Source organism: Frigoribacterium sp. VKM Ac-1396 (assembly GCF_015350895.1).
In the GTDB taxonomy this organism is placed as follows: domain Bacteria; phylum Actinomycetota; class Actinomycetes; order Actinomycetales; family Microbacteriaceae; genus Frigoribacterium.
Genome location: NZ_JADKSD010000001.1, coordinates 95,210 through 112,247 on the forward strand (window position 1 = coordinate 95,210; position 17,038 = coordinate 112,247).

The 17,038-nt window shown below is 72.8% G+C and carries 14 protein-coding genes; 8 read left to right on the forward strand and 6 right to left on the reverse strand.

Features of this window, described 5'->3' with window-relative positions; genetic code table 11:
* Positions 1 to 158 precede the first annotated feature (158 nt).
* The gene (locus ITJ55_RS00410) at positions 159 to 1,160 is read left to right on the forward strand and encodes a zinc-binding dehydrogenase (RefSeq protein WP_194593630.1); all 1,002 of its coding nucleotides are present in this window, start codon (positions 159 to 161) and stop codon (positions 1,158 to 1,160) included.
* The gene (locus ITJ55_RS00415) at positions 1,157 to 2,824 is read left to right on the forward strand and encodes an NAD(P)-binding protein (protein ID WP_370543939.1); all 1,668 of its coding nucleotides are present in this window, start codon (positions 1,157 to 1,159) and stop codon (positions 2,822 to 2,824) included. Before ITJ55_RS00410 ends, ITJ55_RS00415 begins: the two co-directional genes overlap by 4 nt.
* Positions 2,825 to 2,851: 27 nt before the next feature.
* Here ITJ55_RS00415 and ITJ55_RS00420 read toward each other — a convergent pair whose 3' ends face one another.
* Positions 2,852 to 4,975, reverse strand: a complete 2,124-nt coding sequence (locus ITJ55_RS00420; RefSeq protein ID WP_194593631.1) for an ATP-dependent DNA helicase RecQ — start codon at positions 4,973 to 4,975, stop codon at positions 2,852 to 2,854.
* 108 nt (positions 4,976 to 5,083) lie between these two features.
* Complete coding sequence (locus ITJ55_RS00425; protein WP_194593632.1) at positions 5,084 to 5,605, reverse strand: DoxX family protein; 522 nt, start codon at positions 5,603 to 5,605, stop codon at positions 5,084 to 5,086.
* Between the two features lie 79 nt (positions 5,606 to 5,684).
* Between ITJ55_RS00425 and ITJ55_RS00430 the strand changes: the two genes are divergently transcribed.
* Entirely contained in the window at positions 5,685 to 6,716 is a 1,032-nt protein-coding gene (locus ITJ55_RS00430) for an alcohol dehydrogenase catalytic domain-containing protein (protein WP_194593633.1), read from the forward strand.
* 17 nt (positions 6,717 to 6,733) lie between these two features.
* Here the strand turns inward: ITJ55_RS00430 and ITJ55_RS00435 are convergent, their stop codons facing one another.
* Positions 6,734 to 7,786 (reverse strand): S66 peptidase family protein, encoded by a 1,053-nt coding sequence (locus ITJ55_RS00435; RefSeq protein WP_194593634.1) that lies wholly within the window; start codon positions 7,784 to 7,786, stop codon positions 6,734 to 6,736.
* A 66-nt stretch (positions 7,787 to 7,852) separates the two neighbouring features.
* Here ITJ55_RS00435 and ITJ55_RS00440 point away from each other — a divergent pair, with 66 nt between their 5' ends.
* Complete coding sequence (locus ITJ55_RS00440; RefSeq protein ID WP_194593635.1) at positions 7,853 to 8,236, forward strand: cupin domain-containing protein; 384 nt, start codon at positions 7,853 to 7,855, stop codon at positions 8,234 to 8,236.
* 48 nt (positions 8,237 to 8,284) lie between these two features.
* Here ITJ55_RS00440 and ITJ55_RS00445 read toward each other — a convergent pair whose 3' ends face one another.
* From ITJ55_RS00445 to ITJ55_RS00455, 3 genes are read right to left on the reverse strand one after another with little or no spacing between them, the layout of a single operon-like run.
* The gene (locus ITJ55_RS00445) at positions 8,285 to 8,905 is read right to left on the reverse strand and encodes a hypothetical protein (protein ID WP_194593636.1); all 621 of its coding nucleotides are present in this window, start codon (positions 8,903 to 8,905) and stop codon (positions 8,285 to 8,287) included.
* Positions 8,906 to 8,928: 23 nt separating this feature from the next.
* The gene (locus ITJ55_RS00450; RefSeq protein ID WP_194593637.1) at positions 8,929 to 9,720 is read right to left on the reverse strand and encodes an alpha/beta hydrolase fold domain-containing protein; all 792 of its coding nucleotides are present in this window, start codon (positions 9,718 to 9,720) and stop codon (positions 8,929 to 8,931) included.
* Positions 9,717 to 10,388 carry a TetR/AcrR family transcriptional regulator gene (locus ITJ55_RS00455; protein ID WP_194593638.1) on the reverse strand — a complete coding sequence of 224 codons (672 nt, stop codon included), beginning with the start codon at positions 10,386 to 10,388 and terminating at the stop codon, positions 9,717 to 9,719. Before ITJ55_RS00455 ends, ITJ55_RS00450 begins: the two co-directional genes overlap by 4 nt.
* A 110-nt stretch (positions 10,389 to 10,498) precedes the next feature.
* Between ITJ55_RS00455 and ITJ55_RS00460 the strand changes: the two genes are divergently transcribed.
* The 4 genes from ITJ55_RS00460 to ITJ55_RS00475 all read left to right on the forward strand — a co-directional run bounded on the left by ITJ55_RS00460 (position 10,499) and on the right by ITJ55_RS00475 (position 16,933).
* On the forward strand, positions 10,499 to 11,836 hold the full coding sequence (locus ITJ55_RS00460) for an extracellular solute-binding protein (protein WP_056258827.1): 1,338 nt from the start codon (positions 10,499 to 10,501) through the stop codon (positions 11,834 to 11,836).
* On the forward strand, positions 11,833 to 12,795 hold the full coding sequence (locus ITJ55_RS00465) for a carbohydrate ABC transporter permease (RefSeq protein ID WP_194593639.1): 963 nt from the start codon (positions 11,833 to 11,835) through the stop codon (positions 12,793 to 12,795). The genes ITJ55_RS00460 and ITJ55_RS00465 overlap by 4 nt, the downstream gene beginning before the upstream one ends.
* Positions 12,792 to 13,763: a carbohydrate ABC transporter permease gene (locus ITJ55_RS00470; protein ID WP_082486492.1), complete on the forward strand. Its 972-nt coding sequence runs from the start codon at positions 12,792 to 12,794 to the stop codon at positions 13,761 to 13,763. Before ITJ55_RS00465 ends, ITJ55_RS00470 begins: the two co-directional genes overlap by 4 nt.
* Positions 13,764 to 13,831: 68 nt before the next feature.
* A complete protein-coding gene (locus ITJ55_RS00475; RefSeq protein ID WP_228497595.1) occupies positions 13,832 to 16,933 on the forward strand; it encodes a glycoside hydrolase family 2 TIM barrel-domain containing protein in 3,102 nt (1,033 codons plus the stop codon).
* Positions 16,934 to 17,038: the final 105 nt, after the last annotated feature.

A 17,038-nucleotide genomic window follows, 5' to 3' on the forward strand; every position in this document is an offset into this window, starting at 1 on the left:
TCTCGGCGCGTTCCCGGGGTCTGACCGTCCGTCTGCCGACCGGCGGCGGCGGCGGGTGCAGCGTGCAACATCGGCCGTGGCGGCGTAGCGTCGCACCCGATGTGCGGTCACGCCCGCGGTCAGAGCCGACCGACCGGGCCCCGCAGGACGGAGTCACCATGCTCGCCGGACGCCTCGACGTCAGCACCCGCCACTTCTCGGTCACCGAGGTGCCCACCCCCGACGCCGGCCCCGGGCAGGTCCGCATCGCGGTCGCCGCCGCGGGCGTCTGCCTGAGCGACGTGCACCTGATCCAGGGTTCGCTCACGCCGCTGAAGCTGCCGGGTGACACCGTCACCCTCGGCCACGAGGTCGCGGGCACGGTCGACCAGGTGGGCGAGGGTGTCACGCACGTCTCCGTCGGCGACCGCGTCCTGTTGCAGGCCGGTGAGGAGCGCGACGGCCAGGTCTTCACCCGGGGCGTCGACTACGACGGCGGCTGGGCCGAGTTCGCCGTGGCCCGCGCCGACACGGTCGTGCCGATCCCCGACTCGCTGCCGTTCGAGCAGGCCTGCTTCATCCCCGACGCGGTGTCGACGCCGTGGGCCGCCCTGACCACCACGGCGGACGTCCGCCCCGGCACGGCGGTCGGCGTCTGGGGCGTCGGCGGTCTCGGCGCCCACGCCGTGCAGCTGCTCGCGCTGCTCGGTGCCGCGCCGATCATCGCGGTCGACCCGCTGCCCCGGGCCCGCGAGCGGGCGCTCGAGTTCGGCGCCGACCTGGCCCTCGACCCCGCCGACCCGGACTTCGCCACGGCGCTCGGTCGGGCCACCGGCGGGCGCGGGCTCGCCCGGGCCTTCGACTTCGCAGGCGTGCCGGCCGTCCGCGAGCAGGCGATCGCCTGCCTCGGGTACCGCGGTCGCCTGACGCTCGTCGGCCTCTCGGACAAGCCGATCACGATCACCGACGGCACGAAGTTCAGCTTCCTGCAGCAGCAGGTGCTCGGGCACTACGGCTCGGAACCCTCCGACGTCACCACGCTCGTCGCGCTGGCGGGCCGGGGGCGGCTCGACTTCTCACGCTCGGTCAGCGCCACCGTGCCGCTCGCCGAGGCCGAACGCGCCGTGCAGATGCTCGAACGCAAAGAGGGCGACCCCATCCGGATCGTGCTCGTCCCGTGAGCGACGCCACCCGCGCCTCCTCGGCCTCGGCCTCGCAGGGTGGGGGCGCCACCCGAGACGGTCACGACGGGGTCGAGCACGTTGACCTGCTCGTGGTCGGGGCGGGCCTGTCGGGCGTCGGCGTAGCGGCTCAGCTGCGTCGGGACTTCCCCGGCCGCAGCCTCGCGGTCGTCGAGGCGCGCGACGCGATCGGCGGCACGTGGGACCTCTTCCGGTACCCGGGCGTCCGGTCCGACAGCGACATGTTCACCCTCGGCTACGGCTTCCGGCCGTGGCGCGACCATCGGGCGATCGCGCCGGGTGCGGCGATCCGCGACTACGTGCGCGACACGGCGGACGAGACGGGCGTCGCCGGGCTGATCCGCTTCGGACACCGGGTCGTCTCGGCCGACTGGTCGTCGGTCGACGCCCGCTGGACGGTGACGCTCGACGTCACCGACCCGGCCCACCCGGCAGCCCCGTCCCGCCCGGCAGACCCGGCCGGCCCGGCCCGCCCGGCAGACCCGGCCGGCTCGGCGGCGCGACCCTCGGCCTTGTCCGAGCGCGAAGGAGGCGCGGGCACCGCCCCGGCCCCTCGTCGCGTCACGATCTCGTGCGCGTTCTTGTTCGTCTGCTCGGGGTACTACCGCTACGACGAGGGCTGGTCGCCCGCGTTCCCGGGGCAGGACTCGTTCGCCGGGCGCATCGTGCACCCCCAGCACTGGCCCACCGACCTCGACGCGACCGGCAAGCGCGTCGTGGTGATCGGCTCGGGCGCGACGGCGGTGACTCTCGTGCCCGCCCTCGCCGAGACCGCCGAGCACGTGACCATGCTGCAGCGGTCGCCGACCTACGTCCTGTCGCTGCCGTCGCAGCGGAAGCGTCCCCGCGCCTGGCGGCGGCTGCTGCCACAGGTCGTCGACGACCGCCTGATCCGCTGGCGCAGCATCGGGATGGCCCTGCTGAGCTTCCAGACCAGCCGACGGTCGCCCGAGAAGATGAAGGCCTTCCTGCGGGCGCAGGTGGCCCGGCGGCTGCCCGACGACTTCGACGTCGACCGGCACTTCCAGCCGAGCTACGACCCGTGGGACCAGCGCCTCTGCATCACGCCCGACGGCGCGCTCTTCCGGTCGCTGCGATCGGGTGACGCCGAGATCGTGACCGACGACATCGTGGGGTTCACCCCCGACGGGGTCCGGGTCGCCGGCCGTGACGGTCAGGAGGCGCGCGAGCTGCCCGCGGACGTGGTCGTCACGGCGACGGGGCTGAACCTGCTGCTGTTCGGCGGCATGCAGCTGTCGGTCGACGGTGTCGCGGTCGACCCGGCGACCCGGTTGACCTACAAGGGCTTCATGCTGTCGGGGGTGCCGAACCTCGCCTTCGCGATCGGTTACACGAACGCGTCCTGGACCCTCAAGATCGACCTGGTCGTGCACTACGTCTCGCGGGTGCTGCGGCACCTCGACCGCCACGGGTACCGGTCGGCGGTGCCGGTCGCCCCGACCAGGCCCGGGCCGACGAGCCCACTGATCGACCTGTCGAGCGGGTACGTCTCGCGCGGCGTGCACCTGATGCCGAGGCAGGGGGCGCGTTCGCCGTGGCGGATGCACCAGAACTACCCGCGGGACGTGCTGCTGATGCGCCTCAGCACCCTGACGCGCGACGGCATGCGGTTCGGGCGCTGACGTCCGCCGCCGGCTGCGAGGGCGGACTCAGCCGACCACGGCGAGGGCGAACGGCAGCACGGCCGGAGCCCCGGCACGGCGCAGGTCGCGACCGGCGACGGTGAGGGTCCAGCGGCTGTCGACCAGGTCGTCGACGAGCAGCACCGGACCGGTCACGTCGGCGAGCGCCGCGGCGAGCTCGGGGCCGACCTCGAAGGACTGCCAGACGTCGGCCAGACGGTAGACGCTGTTGCCCCCCTGGCCACGACCGGCCGACGGGCGGGCGCTGCCGAGCGTGCCGAGCAGCGGCAGCCGCCCGACGGTGCTGATCGCCTCGGCGAGCGACCCGACGAGCTGGGGGCGTGACGTCGACGGCATGGCCACGACGCCCACCGGGCGCTCGGCCCACGGCCACTCCTTGAGCACGCGCACGACCCCGTCGAGGAGGTGCTTCGACAGGGGAGCGTCGGGGGCGGTCGTGGCGAAGACCTCTCGCAGGGTGTTGCCCCACCCGAGGTCGGTCAGCCGGGCCAGCGCGCGACCCGGTTCGACCCTCTCGCCCTCGGGGATCTTGCCCTTGACGGGGACCCCGGCCCGGTCGGCGCCCGTGGGCCACTGGGCTCGGGGGTCGATCTCGATGCCGACCCGGTCGAGCGTGCTGGCGGCCGAGGTGGCCGCCTCGCCCGCGATGTCGGTCGGGTACCAGGCGCCGGCGCAGACGTCGCACCGCCCGCAGGGTTCGGCGGCGGGGTCGTCGAGGTCGAGCTGCAGCAGCTGCATGCGACAGGTCGCCCCGCGTTCGAACGTGAGCATCGACTCTTGTTCGGCCACCCGGGCCGCGGCGATGCGCTCGTAGCATTCGGCGTCGTAGACCCAGGGCAGGCCCGTGCTCACCCAGCCGCCCTGCACCCGGCGGACGGCGCCGTCGACGTCGAGCACCTTGAGCATGAGCTCGAGCGGGGTGCGCTTGACGTCGACCCGAGCCTCGAGGGCCGGCGTCGACAGGGGCGTCTCGCCCAGCTCGGCGAGCACGGCCGAGGCCCGCGCCTCGGACGGCATCGACGCGGTGGCGAAGTACTGCCAGATCTCGGCGTCTTCAGTGCCGGGCAACAGCAGCACGTCGGCGTTGTCGGTGGCCCGGCCGGCACGGCCGATCTGCTGGTAGTAGGCCACGGGCGACGACGGGGCGCCGAGGTGGATCACGAAGCCGAGGTCGGGCTTGTCGAAGCCCATGCCGAGGGCGCTCGTCGCGACCAGTGCCTTGAGGTCGTTGTCTTTCAGTCGCTGTTCGAGCTGTTCGCGTTCTTCGGGGTCGGTGCGACCCGAGTACGAGCGGACGTCGTGGCCTGCCTCGCGGAGGAGGCGAGCGGTGTCGTCGGCCGCCGAGATGGTGAGCGTGTAGATGATGCCGCTGCCCGGCAGGTCGGCCAGGTGGCTGAGCAACCAGCCGAGACGGTCGCGTGACGTCGGCAGCTGCAGCACCCCGAGGCGCAGGGAGGCACGCGCGAGCGACCCGCGGATCGTCAGCACCTCGTCGCCCGGCCCCACGGCGAGTTGCTCGGCGACGTCGGCCACGACGCGGGCGTTGGCCGTGGCGGTCGTCGCCAGCACGGGGACGCCGGAGGGCAGGGTGCGGATGAGGTCGGCGAGGCGGCGGTAGTCGGGGCGGAAGTCGTGGCCCCAGTCCGAGATGCAGTGCGCCTCGTCGACGACGAGCATGCCCAACCGGGCGATGAGGACGGGCAGCTGCTCGTCGCGGAACCGCGGGTTGTTCAGGCGCTCGGGCGAGACGAGCAGCACGTCGATCTCGTCGTCGACGAGGCGCTGCTGCACGTCGGACCACTCGTGGGCGTTCGCCGAGTTGACGGCCACCGCCCGCACGCCGGCGCGGGCCGCCGCGGCGACCTGGTCGCGCATCAGCGCGAGGAGGGGCGACACGAGCAGGGTCGGGCCCGTGCCGCGTCGGCGCAGCAGCAGCGTCGCGATGAAGTACACCGCGGACTTGCCCCACCCGGTGCGCTGCACGACGAGGGCCCGGCGTCGATCGGCGACGAGTGCCCGGATCGCCTCGAGCTGGCCGTCGTGGAAGACGGCGTCGTCGCGCCCGGTGAGCGCGCGCAGCAGGTCGAGTGCCTCGGCGTCGATGTCGGTCGCGGTGCTCGTCGGTGTCATGGCCCCATGGTCGCAGAGGCCACCGTCACCCGGTGTGCGGACGAAGGGCGCGACCGCCCGTCACCGGGAGGTCGCGCCCTGGGGACGAGACGAGACGACGCCGGGGGATCAGGCCGTCGAGGGGTCGGCGTCCGGCTCGGTCGGCGGGGTCGCGCGCTTGCCCAGCTCGACCGCGACGAACGAGGCGACGACGCCCGCGACGAGGGCGAACACCGTCCCGCCGGCACCCCACGACTTCTTGCCGAAGAGCTGGTCGACCGAGGGCCCGCCGGGGCCCGACGCCAGGGCTGCGGCTGCGGCGATCAGGACGGCGTTGTACTCGTAGCCGCCCTCGGTGACCCACGGACCCTTGGCCAGGTGCACCTTGCGGACGGCCGTGACCATCGTGCCGACGATGCCGGCGGCGGCGAGCGGGGTCGCGGCGCCGAGGGCCAGGGCGGCGCCGCCGGCGGTCTCGGTGACGGCGACGAGGCGGGCGTTGCGGGCGGCCGGGTGCATGCCCGTGCCGGCCATCATCTGCTCGGTGCCGGCCAGGCCGGGCCCGTCGAAGGCGCCGGTCAGCTTCTGGAGTCCGTGGCCGACGAAGAAGCCGCCGACGGTCAGGCGGAGGAGGGTGGATGCGAGGCTCATGCACCGTTCCTACCCGCTGTCGCGCGCCTCCGTCCGGGGTGGCGGGCGGCCGGAGCCCGGCTCGTGTCAGGATCGGGGGATGCGCGCCGTTCAGTACGACCAGTTCGGGTCGGTTCCGTCCCTCGTCGACCTCCCGACGCCGGCCCCGCCGGACGACGGCGTGGTGGTCCGCGTCGCGGCGACGGGGGTGTGCCGCAGCGACTGGCACGCCTGGAAGGGCCACGACGACTCGGTCCGCCTGCCCCACGTACCGGGTCACGAGTTCGCGGGCGTGGTGACGGCGGTGGGCCCGGCGGTCTCACGCGTCGCCGTCGGGGCCCGCGTGACGGCCCCCTTCGTCTTCGCGTGCGGCACGTGCGAGCAGTGCCGGGCGGGCGCCACCCAGGTGTGCACCCGTCAGCAGCAGCCCGGCTTCACCCTGCCCGGGTCGTACGCCGAGTCCGTGGTCGTGCCGCACGCCGACGTGAACGTCGTCGCCCTGCCCGACGCGGTCGGCTTCGTCGAGGCGGCCGCTCTCGGCTGCCGGTTCGGCACGGCGTACCACGCGCTGCACGCCCGGGCCCGCGTCGAGGCGGGGGAGTGGGTCGCCGTGTTCGGCTGCGGCGGCGTGGGGCTCTCGGCCGTGGCGGTGGCGGTCGCCGCCGGCGCGCGCGTCGTGGCCTCGGACATCTCGTCCGCCGCCCTCGAACGAGCCGCGGCGCTGGGTGCCGCGGTCGTGCCGATGGACGGCGACGCCGTCGAGCGGGTGCGCGCCGTGACAGGAGGGGGTGCCCACGTCGCGCTCGACGCGTTCGGCAGCCGGGTCACCTCGGCGGCGTCCGTGGCCTCGCTCCGCCCGCGTGGTCGGCACGTCCAGGTGGGCCTGTTGCTCGACGACGAGGCCGCCCCGGTCATCCCCATGGGCCGCGTGATCGCCGACGAACTCGAGCTGCTCGGCAGCCACGGCATCTCGGTGGGCGAGTACGCCGCCATGATCGACGACGTCGTCGCGGGCCGGCTGCGCCCCCTCGAGTCCATCGGCCGCACCATCGCGTTCGACGACCTGCCCGACGCCCTGACGGCCATGGACCGCCCGGCGGTCACCGCCGGAATGACCGTCGCCGTCTTCTGACGGCGTCGGCCCGGCCCCTACGAGTAGTCGGCGCCGACCTTCCGCGCGACACCGTCGAGGCGGACGGTGCCGCCGTGCGGGACGATCCACTGCGGTCGCGTGTGCCCGAACGGCACCCCGACGCAGACGACGGCCTCGGGGGCGTACCGCGCGACCAGCTCGACGACGACGTCGCGCTGGGCGGTGCGCCGCACCTCCTGCTCTGCCGCCGTCGGCACGGGTGAGCCGAGGGCGCTCGCGGGCGGACGGGCGACGAGCACACCGGCCACGACCTCGAGGACGCCCCGCTCGCCGAGGGCGCGCACCCACCGGCCGACCTGGTCCGCGGACGGCAGCTCCTCGCTGGTCTCGAGCAGCAGGATCGCGCCTTCGAGGTCGGAGGTCGGCGGCAGGCGGTCGGCCAGCGCGAGCTGGTCGAGCACCTCGAGGCAACCGCCCCACGTCGTGCCCTCGACGACGCGGTCGGGGCCCGCCCAGGCCCAGGGTCCGGTCGGCTCACGGTCACCGAACTCGGTCAGCGCCCGGGGGTCGTCCCACGGCACGCCGAAGTCCTCGGACTCGCCGGGATCGGTCAACTCGAGGACGCCGCCGTCCAGCAGGGCGGTTCGCAGCGACAGCACGTGCACGTCGTCCACGTGAGGCCCGGGGCCGAGGTGCACCATGGTCGACCCGCCGTAGTAGCTCGGCACGCCGAGGCCCCACAGCAGGGCGTGCAGGTTCGTGTTGTCGCTGTACCCGACGAAGGGCTTCGGGTTCGCGGCCAGGACCTCGGCGTCGACGTGGGGGACGACCGTGATCTGGTCGTCACCGCCGACGGTCGCGAGCACGGCTCGGATGGTGGGGTCGGCGAACGCGGCGGTGACGTCGGCCGCCCGGGCCTCGGCGGTCGCCCCCAGCTGTCGTGTCGTGGGGTACTCGACCGGCACGAGCCCCGTCACCTCGGCGAGCCGCCGCAGGGCCTGTTCGTGCAGCTCCGCCGACACGGCCGGGGCCGCGAAGGCGGGGGAGAGGACCGCGACTCGGTCGCCGGCTCGTGCCTTCGGGACCGGCGCCATCGGCTGCTTCGTCATCGGGCCATCGAACCAGACACGAGCGCGATGTCGCGAGACGGACCGCCGTGCCCCGAGAATGGCCGCATGACTGCCCTCCACGGAATCGACGTCGCGGCCGAACTCCGCCAGGTGACCGAGCACTGGACGCCCCGGGTCGTCGGGCGGGTGAACGACCAGTACGTGAAGGTCGCGAAGCTGCTCGGCGAACTCGTCTGGCACGCGCACGACGCCGAGGACGAGATGTTCCTGGTCGTTTCAGGCACCCTGCGCATCCAGCTGCCCGACGACGTCGAGGTGGTGCTCACCTCCGGCCAGTTCCACGTCGTGCCCCGGGGCGTGCAGCACAACCCCGTCGCCGACGACGAGGTCGAGATCGTCCTGATCGAGACCACGACGACGGCCCACACGGGTGACGTCGTCGTCGAGCGCACCGTGCCCGTCGACCGTCAGGTCGGCGACTTCCGCTGACGCGGTGCCCAGGAGGCTCGGCTCGGCCTGGCGATCGGACGCGTCCCGTCAGGTCACGTCCGTGCTCGATCGCCACGCGTCGACCGCCCGGTCGAGCCGCGCCCTCACCCGGGCGGCCCGGCCGTGCAGGATCAGCCCGACGCCGAACGCCACCACCGCGAGCGGCACGACGACGTAGGCCCGCGCGATGACGAGGGCGAGCGGCGTGTACAGCACGGGTGCCACGCTCGAGAGGGCGAACACCACGCGCAGTCCGACGACGGCGACCAGCGCCCACGCCGCCCACGGGTCGAGGAGGCGCCACCGCGTCACGAGGACCGCTCCGGTCAGTCCGCCGGTGAGCCCGACGACCTGCACGGCGTACAGCACGGGCCCGAGCACCGCGAGCTGTTCGAGGTCGCGGACGAACGCCAACGACACCGCCGAGACGAGATCGGCGACCGGCCAGAGCAGCAGCGCCACGGCGGCCACCGGCGAGGAACGGTGGAGGCCGGGCCGCGACCTCGAGCCGATCACCAGCACGGCGACGCCGACGAGCAGCGTGACCCGCACCCCGAACGCGACCGTCGTGGACGGCGCCGCCTGCTGCCAGAGCCCGAGCGCGCCCGACAGGACGACGAAGCCCCCGGCCACCACGGTCACCGCACTCGACACGGTCGTCCTCGACATCGGCCCCCTTCCGTGCCCCGAGGCTAACCCCTACGGGTCCACTCCGCGACGAGCTGGACGGTGTGGGCGAACTCGGCCAGGCCGGGCCGGTTCAAGAAGGCGTGACGGGTGCCGGGCAGCACGTGGTGCTGCACGTCGACCCCTGCCTCGGCGAGCTCTGCGGCGAAGAGGTCGCCCGAGGCACGCATGTTTTCGCGCTCGGCAGTCACGACGAGGGTGCGGGGAAACCCCGTCAGCGTGTGACCGCCCGGGAAGGCCAGACGCTCGTCCCGTGCCGCCGCCGACCCGGCGTAGTTGCGGTTCATCACGTCGAGGGCCCACCGGGCGTGGCTGAGGCCGCGATGGCCTCGTGATCGATGACCGGCCTCGGCGACCCGGGGGTGCCGGGCGTGGAAGAAGCCGTAGGCGAACACGGCGCCGACCGGAGGGCGTCCCTCGTCGATCGTGTGGAGGGTGGCCGCCGCGGCCAGGCACGCCCCCGCGCTCGCGCCTCCCACGATCACGCCCTCCGGTGACCGGTCGACGACCTCGCCGTGGGCGGCGAGCACGTCGTCGAGCGCCAGCGGGTACCGACCGCGAGACGGCATCAGCAGGGGCGCGGCGCCACCGAGACCCGGGGGAGGCGCGAGACGGTAGTCCACCGTGGCCACCCTCACCCCGCGTGCGGCGAGCGACCGGGCGACGTCGTGCGCCTCGGGCTGGTCGAGCCCCCCACGGAAGAACCCGCCGCCGTGCAGCCACAGCAGGGTCGGTCCGGGCGCCACGGCCGACCCCGGCCACGGCTCGTACCACCGGACGGGCACGGGGCGACTCACGCCCGACCGATCGTCTCGTCGGGCACGATCACCAGCTCGAGGTAGTCCTGCAGCTGCTGTACGACGTCGATGCGGTCGGGGTCGAGCAGCCACTGCACCTGGATGCCGTCCCACAGGGCCACGAGCCCGGACGCCGCACGGTCGGGGTCGACCCCGGGGCGCAACCGGCCCCGCGCCTCCAGCGCTCGCAGGGCGTCGCCGTACTCGACCCGCAGGCGCTCGAAGCGCTCGCGGACGTACCCGCTGCCGGGGTTGTCGGCCGTCACCGCCTCGCCGGCCAGCACCGCGTAGAGCGCGATCAGCCCGGGCACGCTCTCGTTGTGCCGCGCCTGCCCGAGCACGGTCTCGACCAGGCCGCCGCAGTCGGGAGGCGCGGCGGAGCGGTCCGAGACCGCGTCACGTCGTTCGAGCACCGCCAGCAGCAGGGCGCTCTTCGACGGGAAGTAGTGCAGCAGGCTCGTCTGGCTCATGCCGACGACCTCGGCCACGTCACGGAGCGACCCGCCGACGTAGCCCTTCGACGAGAAGACCTCGAACGCGGCGTCGACGATCGCGACCCGGCGTTCGGCCGACTTCGCGTACGGGCCGCGACGCGCGGGACGAGAGGTGCCGGTCGGGGCGGCCGGCCCACCGTCGGAGTCGCTCGTCGTCGAGCCGGTCGTCGTCATGATCGGACACTCTACGACCTCCCAGGCGCCCCGCAGGTGAAAATCGAACGACCACTCGAATTTGTGTTAGCGTCGCTCTCGCCACGGCCCCACGACGAAGTGAGATGAACATGAGCCCGATGTCCCGACGCCAGTTGCTCGGCCTGGGGGTGACCGCCGGCGCCACCGCGATGCTCGCCGGCTGTGCCACGCCCGGGACGACCTCGGTGAACTCCCTGCCCACCATCCCGGCCGCCGACGGCCCGGTCAAGCTGCAGTACTGGGCCTGGCTCAAGGGCCTCGACCAGGTCACGGCGCTCTACAACAAGAGCCAGTCGCGGGTGCAGGTCGAGACCGTGTTCATCCCCGGCGGCAACGCCGGCGGGTACCAGAAGCTCTACTCGGCGCTCGCCGCGGGTGCGGGCCCCGACATCGCCCAGGTCGAGCTGCGTTCGCTGCCCGAGTTCCTGCTCGCGAACGGCGTCGTCGACCTCAAGCGCTACGGCGCCGAGCAGTACGCCGACCTCTACGACCCCACCCTCTGGAACCAGGTCAGCTACACCGACGGCATCTACGCCATCCCGCAGGACAGCGGCCCGATGGGCATGTTCTACCAGCCCGCGGTCTTCGACACCGTCGGCGCGGCCGTCCCCGGCACGTGGGACGAGTGGGCCGCCGTCGGCGCCGAGCTCAAGGGTGCGGGCGTGCTGATGGACTCGTTCCCGCTGGCCGACGCCTCGCTGTTCGCCGCCTACGCCACCCAGGCCGGAGCCTCGTGGCTGCGTGCGGAGGACGACGGCTGGGTCATCGACATGACCGACGACGCGACGCTCACCGTCGCGCGCTTCTTCGACAAGGCGATCGACGACGGCATCGTGACGACCGCGTACGGCGCCTACACCCCGGCCTGGTTCTCGGCCGCCAGTGCCGGCACCATCGCCTCGGTCACCACCGGCTCGTGGGGCGACGCCCTGATCGAGGGCGTCAGCGGCGCCGAGGGCAAGTGGAAGTGCGCCCCGATGCCGACCTGGCAGACCGGCTACGCCTCGAGCTTCCTCGGCGGCTCGACCGCCGCGATCCTGGCCAACAGCCAGCACCCCCAAGAGGCCCTCGATTTCGCGGTCTGGATGACCACGACCCCCGAGGGCATCAACGCCCTCATCGAGTACTGCGGCATCGGCTGGTCGCCGGCCCGCGACGTCGTCGGCACGCTGCGCGAGCAGCCGAGCCCGTTCTTCAGCGGCCAGAACTACAACCAGGAGGTCTTCGTGCCCGCCACGCAGGAGTCCGCCCAGAACCAGGACTGGAGCTGGTGGCCCATCACGCAGCAGTCCTTCAACATCTTGAGCGACGGGTTCCGCGGCAAGGCGTCGGGCGGCACGCTCGTCGACGCCGTCGCGCAGGCCGAGAAGGACATCATGGCCGTCTTCCAGAACAAGGGCCTCACCATCCGCAAGGCGAACGCATGAGCGCCGCGACCGACACCAGGCCCGAGGCCGCGACCGACTTGACCCGCGCCTCCTCGGGGCCTCGCCGCAGCAGCTCGAAGGGCGCCGTCAAGCGGGCGCCGTGGGTGCTGCTCGCGCCGTTCCTGGCGCTCTTCGCGCTGACCTTCGTGATCCCGATCGTCATCGCCGTCTTCTCGAGCTTCACCAAGGTCACCCGCAGCGGACTGTTCGGCGAGGGCGGCGTCACCAGCGGCTTCGCCGGCTTCGACAACTACGCCCAGGTGATCGGCGACCCGAACTTCGTCGCCTCGATCGGCCGCATGTTCCTGTTCGGCATCGTCCAGGTGCCGGTCATGCTGATCCTCTGCACCGTGCTCGCGCTGCTGCTCGAGTCGGCGTCGGCCAAGTGGCCCGGGGTGTTCCGTGCCGCGTACTTCCTGCCGTACGGCGTGCCCGGCGTCATCGCGACGATCCTCTGGTCGTTCCTCTACGTGCCCGGTCTCAGCCCGATCATCGACATCGGCGAGGTCTTCGGCGTCACCCCCGACTTCCTCGGCGCGAACACCGTGCTCTGGTCGATCGCAAACATCGTGACCTGGAGCTACACCGGCTACAACATGCTGATCATCATCGCCCAGCTCAAGTCGATCCCGGTCGAGCTGTACGAAGCCGCCAAGGTCGACGGCGCCTCGGCGCTGCGCGTCGCGTTCAGCATCCAGCTGCCGCTGATCCGCCCGGCCCTGCTGCTCACCGCGGTCTTCTCGATCATCGGCACGCTGCAGTTGTTCGCCGAGGCCCAGGTGCTGCAACGCGTCTCGCCGGCCATCGACAGCCAGTACACGCCGAACCTCAGCGCGTACACCACGGCCTTCGCCTACAACGACTACAACGTCGCGGCCGCCCAGTCGGTCCTGATCGCCCTCGTCGCGTTCGCGCTGTCGATCACGTTCCTCAGCATCACGAACAGGAAGCAGAAATGAGCATCTCGACGAAGGGTGCCGAGCACGCCACCGAGACCGAGTCCATCGTGACCGCGCAGGGGCGGGGGCGAGGGGCCGAGAAGCCCGCGAGCCGCCGTGCCCGCAGCGCCGGCCCCGACCGGTCCGCCGGGCGCTCCAAGGCGTCCACCATCATCGTCACGGCCGTCCTGGTCGTCGTCGCGCTGTACTTCCTGGTGCCGGTCTACTGGGTCGTCGTCGCGGCGACCAAGACGACCCCCGACCTGTTCGGCACGTTCGGCTTCTGGTTCGCCCCGACCTTCTCCCTCTGGGACAACCTCGGCCAGGTGCTCACCTACGGCGACGGCATCTTCGTCCGCTGGGTGCTCAACTCGGTGCTGTACGCCGGCGTCGGCGCCCTCATCGCGACGTACTTCGCCGCGGCCGGCGGTTACGCCCTCGCCAAGTACGAGTTCCGGGGGCGCAACGTCGTCTTCGGCACGATCCTCGGCGGCGTGCTGGTGCCCGGCACTGCGACGGCCCTGCCGCTCTTCCTGCTGTTCAGCCAGATGGGCATCGCCAACACCTACTGGAGCGTCCTGCTGCCGTCGCTCGTGTCGCCGTTCGGGTTGTTCCTCTGCCGCATCTACGCGCAGGCCACGGTCGACACGTCGCTGATGGAGGCCGCCCGCCTCGACGGCGCCAGCGAGCTGCGCATCTTCCACACCCTGGGGCTGCGCATCCTCACCCCGGCGCTCGTCACGGTGTTCCTGTTCCAGCTCGTGGGCATCTGGAACAACTACTTCCTGCCCCTGGTCATGCTGAGCGACGTCGACAAGTTCCCCGTCACGCTCGGCCTCAACAACTGGCTCAGCCAGACCGACCGACTGCCCGAGTTCTACCAGCTGACGACCGGCGGCGTGCTGCTGTCGATCATCCCGCTGGTCATCGCCATGGTCGTCCTCCAGCGCTTCTGGCGCGGCGGCCTCACCGAAGGAAGCGTCAAGTGACCATCAGCACCACCACCGGCTCCACCCCCGGCACCCCCACCACCCCCTCCGTCGTCTCCGCCGACTACCTGACCGACACCGGCCCGGGTCAGGGCGCGCGCACCCCCGCGCGCTCCTGGCTGCACACCGACGCCCCGACGCTCTCGCTCGACGGCACCTGGTCGTTCCGCCTGCTGCCCGGTGCCCCCGGCACCCTCGGCGGCCGCGGCGTCCTGCCCGAGGGCGAGCCCGTCGACGGCGTCGGCGCGATCGACCTCGACGACTCGTCGTGGGGCGAGATCGAGGTGCCCTCGCACTGGGTGCTGGGTGGCGACGGTTCGCGTGGCGCCCCGATCTACACGAACGTGCAGTTCCCGTTCCCGACCGAGCCGCCGTTCGTGCCGGACGCCAACCCGACCGGCGACCACCGCCGCAGCTTCGAGCTGCCGTCGTCCTTCGACGGTGCCGAGCGCGTGCTGCTGCGCTTCGACGGCGTCGAGTCGCGCTACGTCGTGTGGCTGAACGGCGTCGAGATCGGCATGGGCGTCGGCAGCCGCCTCGCGCAGGAGTTCGACGTCACCGACGCCCTGCGCCCGGGCACGAACGTCGTCGCGGTGCGCGTGCACCAATGGTCGGCGTCGAGCTACGTCGAAGATCAAGACCAGTGGTGGCTGCCCGGCATCTTCCGCAGCGTCACGCTGCAGGCCCGCCCGGTCGGCGGCCTCGACGACGTCTGGCTGCGGACGCCGTTCCACGGCGCGGCCGGTCAGGGCCGAGGAGGCGCGGCGATCGTCCCCGAGATCACCGCGGCCGACTCCGCGTACCCGGTCACGCTCTCGGTGCCCGAGCTCGGCGTCGACGTCACCTGGGCCACCCCGGCCGACGTCGCCCCCGTCGAGCTCGACGAGGTCGAGCCGTGGAGCGCCGAGACCCCCCGCCTCTACGATGCCACCGTCTCGAGCACGGGCGGTGCCGAGACGATCTCGCTGCGCCTCGGCTTCCGCTCCGTCCGCATCGTCGGCGACCAGTTCGAGGTCAACGGCCGCCGCGTGGTCTTCCACGGCGTCAACCGCCACGAGACCCACCCCGACCGGGGCCGCGTCTTCGACGAGGAGTGGTCGCGCCGCGACCTCGCCCAGATGAAGCGGTTCAACGTGAACGCGATCCGCACCTCGCACTACCCGCCGCACCCGCGCCTCCTCGACCTCGCCGACGAGCTGGGCTTCTGGGTCGTCCTCGAGTGCGACCTCGAGACCCACGCCTTCGAACGCCAGGAGTGGATCGGCAACCCGAGCGACGACCCGGCCTGGCACGACGCCTACGTCGACCGCATGGTCCGCACCGTCGAGCGCGACAAGAACCACCCGAGCATCGTGATGTGGTCGCTCGGCAACGAGTCGGGCACCGGCCACAACCTCGCCGCGATGGCGGCCTGGACGCACGCCCGCGACGGCGGCCGCCCGGTCCACTACGAGGGCGACTACACGGGCGCGTACACAGACGTCTACTCGCGCATGTACTCGTGGATCGACGAGACCCGGGCCATCGGCTCGGGCGACGAGTCGTTCACGCTGCTCGGCTGCACCCCGGCCGAGGCCGCGCGTCAGCGCTCGAAGCCGTTCGTCCTCTGCGAGTACGTCCACGCGATGGGCAACGGCCCGGGGGCGATCGACGACTACGAAGACCTGGTCGACGCCTACCCGCGCCTGCACGGCGGCTTCGTCTGGGAGTGGCGCGACCACGGCCTCCGCACGCACACCGCCGACGGCGTCGAGTACTTCGGCTACGGCGGCGACTTCGGCGAGGTCGTGCACGACGGCAACTTCGTCATGGACGGCATGGTGCTGAGCGACGACACCCCGTCGCCGGGCCTGTTCGAGTGGGCCCAGGTCGTGGCGCCCATCCGCCTGCGCTTCGAGACCCCCACGGTCGACGGCGCGCCGGTGCTCGTCGTGGCGAACCTGCGGCACTCGGCCGACGCCTCCGACGTCGTGTTCCGCTGGGTCGCGACGCACGACGGCGAGGAGGCGCGCTCGGGCACCCTCGACGTCATCGGCTTCGACGGCGGCGCGCTGGCCGCCCACGAGACGGTCTTCGTCTCGCTGCCCGAGGTGCCCCTGTCGGGCACCGGCGAGACCTGGCTGACGGTCACCGCCGAACTCGCCGACGCCACCGTGTGGGCGGACGCGGGTCACGTGATCTCGACCCAGCAGCTCGACCTCACGCCGGCACCGGTGCAGGTCGCGACGCCCCGCCCCGCGACCGCCGGTGACGGGCGCGGCCACGCGACCCGCGCCTCCTCGGGGCGGGTCGAACTGGGCCCGGCCGTCTTCGACGACGGGCGACTCGTCTCGCTGGCCGGACGCCCGGTCGACGGCGCCCGCCTCGAGCTGTGGCGCGCGCCGACCGACAACGACCGCGGCGAATGGCTGACGCCGAAGGACCGCGACCGCGACGTCATGCGCAACCGTCACCGCGTCGACCTGTACGAGGTCGGCGTGCTGCCCAGCTCGCAGGACACCTGGCTGCTCGCCGGCCTCGACCGGTTGACCGCCCGCGTCGAGTCGGTGAGCGTCGCGCCGGACTCGGTGCGCGTCCGCACCCGCTACGCCGCGGCCGACACGCGCAACGCCGTGACGACCGACGAGCAGTGGCAGCTGGTCGGCGACGACCTCTGGTTGTCGATCGACATCGTGCCGACCGGCTGGTGGGACATGGTCTGGCCTCGCGTCGGCGTGCGCTTCGACCTGCCGGGCGACGTCGACCACGCGTCGTGGTTCGGCACGGGGCCGCGCGAGTCGTACCCCGACAGCCGCCACTCGGCGTTCGTCGGGCGCTACGAGTCCGGCGTCGACGAGCTGTCGGCCGGCTACGCCCGCCCGCAAGAGACCGGGCACCGCAGCGACCTGCGCACGCTCGACCTCGGACAGGCCGATCGGCCGTGGCTGCGCGTCGAGGCGGTGCCGAGCGCGACGGGCGAACGCCCCGGCTTCACGCTGAGCCGCCACACGGCCCAGCAGATCGGCGTCGCCGAGCACCCGCACGAGCTGCCCGCGAGCGACCGCACCCACCTGTACCTCGACGCCGCCCAGCACGGCGTGGGGTCGCGGGCGTGCGGTCCGGACGTGGCGTCGCGGCACGTACTGCGGCCGGGCGCCCACCAGCTGCGCCTGAAGATCAGCGCGCTGTAGCAGGCTGCGGCCGCCGAGGACGGGCGGGTCCGTGTCGGACGGGCGTCACACGACGCCTGGTCCGGCCGGGCCCGCCCGTCCTGCGTGCCGGCACCTTCCGACCCG